General features: G+C 69.3%; 4 protein-coding genes. 2 read left to right on the top strand and 2 right to left on the bottom strand.

The genetic code is table 11. From position 1 onward, the window contains the following. Positions 1 to 311, bottom strand: a 311-nt coding sequence (locus ACQKIP_RS44470; protein WP_427745597.1) for a carboxyl transferase domain-containing protein, incomplete at its 3' end; no start/stop codon positions are given. Positions 312 to 700: 389 nt separating this feature from the next. Here ACQKIP_RS44470 and ACQKIP_RS44465 point away from each other — a divergent pair. Next, positions 701 to 1,336 (top strand): YceI family protein, encoded by a 636-nt coding sequence (locus ACQKIP_RS44465; protein WP_365865825.1) that lies wholly within the window; start codon positions 701 to 703, stop codon positions 1,334 to 1,336. Positions 1,337 to 1,542: 206 nt separating this feature from the next. Here ACQKIP_RS44465 and ACQKIP_RS44460 read toward each other — a convergent pair whose 3' ends face one another. Further along, the gene (locus tag ACQKIP_RS44460) at positions 1,543 to 2,148 is read right to left on the bottom strand and encodes a TIGR03086 family metal-binding protein (RefSeq protein WP_365865823.1); all 606 of its coding nucleotides are present in this window, start codon (positions 2,146 to 2,148) and stop codon (positions 1,543 to 1,545) included. 72 nt (positions 2,149 to 2,220) lie between these two features. Between ACQKIP_RS44460 and ACQKIP_RS44455 the strand changes: the two genes are divergently transcribed. Continuing rightward, positions 2,221 to 2,798 (top strand): SDR family NAD(P)-dependent oxidoreductase (locus ACQKIP_RS44455; RefSeq protein ID WP_427745596.1); only part of this gene is annotated, 578 nt, incomplete at its 3' end.

Raw genomic sequence — 2,798 nt, 5'->3', positions numbered from 1 at the left:
AAGACCGTACGGCCCTCCACCGTGCCCCAGCCGGTGATCACACCATCCGTGTACGGCTTCTTCGCCTCCAGGCCGAACCCGGTCGCCCGGTGCCGGCGCAACTGCTCGACCTCCTGGAACGACCCCGCGTCCAGAAGCAGCTCGATCCGCTCGCGTGCGGTCAGCTTGCCCTTCGCGTGCTGGGCCTTCGTCGCCTTCTCGCTCGGGCCGCGCAGGGCCTCGGCACGGATCGCGTGCAGTTCGGCAACGCGTCCACGTGCGTCGGTGGGCTCGCCCTCGGGAGAAGAAGCGGTGTCGTCCAAAACGGTCATGTAGTGACCTTACGAAGTGGGCCTACCGAAACGGACCGTCGACTATGAACAGTCTCCGGCCCGTTTTCCTGGCACCCCCGAACAGAAGCCCGTTCCAGGGCGTCCTAAGTGACTGCTCAGAGGGGCATCGCGCTGTAGGGACTCAACAAAGGGCCGGGTCATGCGCGCGTGAGAGACACCTCACACCCTTTGGCCGGGACGGGTGGGGCGGGCCTGCGACGCCGGGGCCTACCGTCGGATCCGATGCGTGAGCGCACCGACACGCTCTGCTTGATGTTGAACATTGAACTGAATAGGGCTAGAGTCAATCTCGTTGAACATTCAACAGATGCAGCATCCGTAGCTCGCAGCTCGGGTTTCCGCTCGCAGCTCGTCCCCAAGGAGCAGTCATGGGTCTCTTCGGCCGCAAGAACGAAACCACCGCCCCCTCCGCCGCGTCCTCCGGCACCGACACGGCGGCGTCCGCCCCGGTCAGCCCGGACCTCGCCGCGCTGACCGGCGAGTACACGATCGACCCCGCGCACACGTCGATCGGCTTCGTCGCCCGCCACGCGATGGTCACGAACGTCAAGGGCTCCTTCACCGACATCGCGGGCACGCTGCACCTCGACGGCTCGGACCCTGCCGCGTCCACGGCTTCCATCGACGTACAGATGGCGAGCATCGACACCGGCAGCGCGGACCGTGACGGTCACCTGAAGAGCGCGGACTTCTTCGACATCGAGAAGCACCCGGAGATGACGTTCCGTTCCACGAAGGCGGAGGCGCTGGGCGGTGACGACTACCGGATCACCGGCGATCTGACGATCCTCGGCACCACCAAGCCGCTCTCGATCGACCTGGAGTTCAACGGCTCCGCGAAGGACCCCTTCGGGAACGAGCGGGTCGGGTTCGAGGGCACCGCGCAGATTCTCCGTTCGGAGTGGGGCCTCACGTGGAATGCCGCTCTTGAGACGGGCGGGGTGCTTGTCTCCGACAAGATCAAGCTGAGCTTCGACATCTCCGCGATCAAGTCCGGCTCCTGAGCTGGCCTGGCTCCTGAGCCTCAGGCAATCCCGGCCCACCACTCCGCGACGGCTCTCTCCCACCCACCCACCCGATCACCCCGCGTCCGGGGCGGGGTGGGTGGGTCGTCGCGTTTGGGTGTGGGGCCAGGCAGTCCGCGGCGTGACTTGGCGCTTCCGGTCGGGCACTCAGGGGTCTGGAGCATGCCGTCCTCGGGGAGTCGGGGTTAGGGGGTCCAGTCGGGGTTGCGGCCCAAGTAGCGGAGCAGTTCCGCCGCTTCACCCTGATCCGCGCCTCCCTCCCCCGCCGCGAGGGCGCGCGCGAAGGCGAAGGCGCGGACCGGTTCGACGATCTGCCGGGTCGCGTGCAGCAGTGGTCCCGCCAAGTCGTCGGTGAGCGGCGACGGTTGGCCGGTGGCCACGGCGATGTCCCATGCGTGGACGGCGGCGTCCAGTGCGCAGGCGCCGACGCCGAGGGCGGCGGTCATGGTGCCGGGCGGCAGCGGTACCCGTACCTCCTGAGCCGTCTCGTCGACCCTCGCCCAGGCTTCGGCGGCGGCCGCAAGGGCCGGTTCGAGCAGGGCCCCCGGGGACTCCGTGAGCTTGCCGGACGGGGCAAACGGGTTCTCGGCGGGGCCGGGGCCTCCGGTGAGGGCCGAGGCGTAGCCCAGCTGGTCCCCGGCGGCGTGCTGGAGGACCTGGGTGACGTTCCACTCCGCGCAGGGCGTCGGGCGGTCCCAGTCCCCGTCCGGCACGCCTCGGACTGCGGTACGCAGTGCCGTGTGCGCGCTGTCGAGGAGGGGCCGGATTGCTTTTGTGCCGTGCTCACTCATGTTGTCTCCCGCTCGTCGGGGTGCGACCGCCACCTTGCCCTAGAGCGCGGTCCAGCTTCTAGCGTCGCGCCCATGACCACACAGCAGCAGCGGCAGACAGCGCGACAGCACGGCATCGGCAGCGGGTTCGGCGCGCTCAGCACGGCGGACGACGTACTCGACGGGATCGACCTCTCGGGCAGGACGGCGCTGGTCACCGGCGGCTACTCGGGCCTCGGTCTGGAGATCAGCCGGGCGCTCTCCAAGGCGGGCGCGCACGTCGTCGTCCCGGCGCGCAGGCCCGGTGCGGCGCAAGCGGCGCTGGAAGGCACGGGCCGCGTCGAGGTACAGCCACTGGACCTGGCGGACCAGGACAGCGTCCGGCACTTCGCGGACCGTTTCCTCGCGACGCGGCGCACCCTCGACATCCTCATCAACAACGCGGGCGTGATGGCCTGCCCCGAGACCCGTACGGGCCCGGACGGCGCCTGGGAATCCCACTTCGCGATCAACCACCTCGGCCACTTCGCCCTGCTCAACCGCCTCTACCCGGCGCTGCGTCCGGGCACCGCACGCGTGGTGTCCGTGGCCTCCTCCGGCCATTTCCTCTCCGACATCCGCTGGACGGACCCGCACTTCCACCAGGGCTACGACCGCTGGCTGGCCTACGC

Source organism: Streptomyces sp. NPDC059900 (assembly GCF_050270335.1).
Taxonomy (GTDB): domain Bacteria; phylum Actinomycetota; class Actinomycetes; order Streptomycetales; family Streptomycetaceae; genus Streptomyces.
Note: the sequence above shows the minus strand (reverse complement) of the source record. Positions and strands in the feature narration are given on the sequence as shown.

Bases quoted from the DNA above. Each gene is read 5' to 3' on its own strand.
- ACQKIP_RS44465 (WP_365865825.1), top strand. From the start codon at position 701: ATGGGTCTCTTCGGCCGCAAGAACGAAACCACCGCCCCCTCCGCCGCG.
- ACQKIP_RS44460 (WP_365865823.1), bottom strand. From the start codon at position 2,148: ATGAGTGAGCACGGCACAAAAGCAATCCGGCCCCTCCTCGACAGCGCG.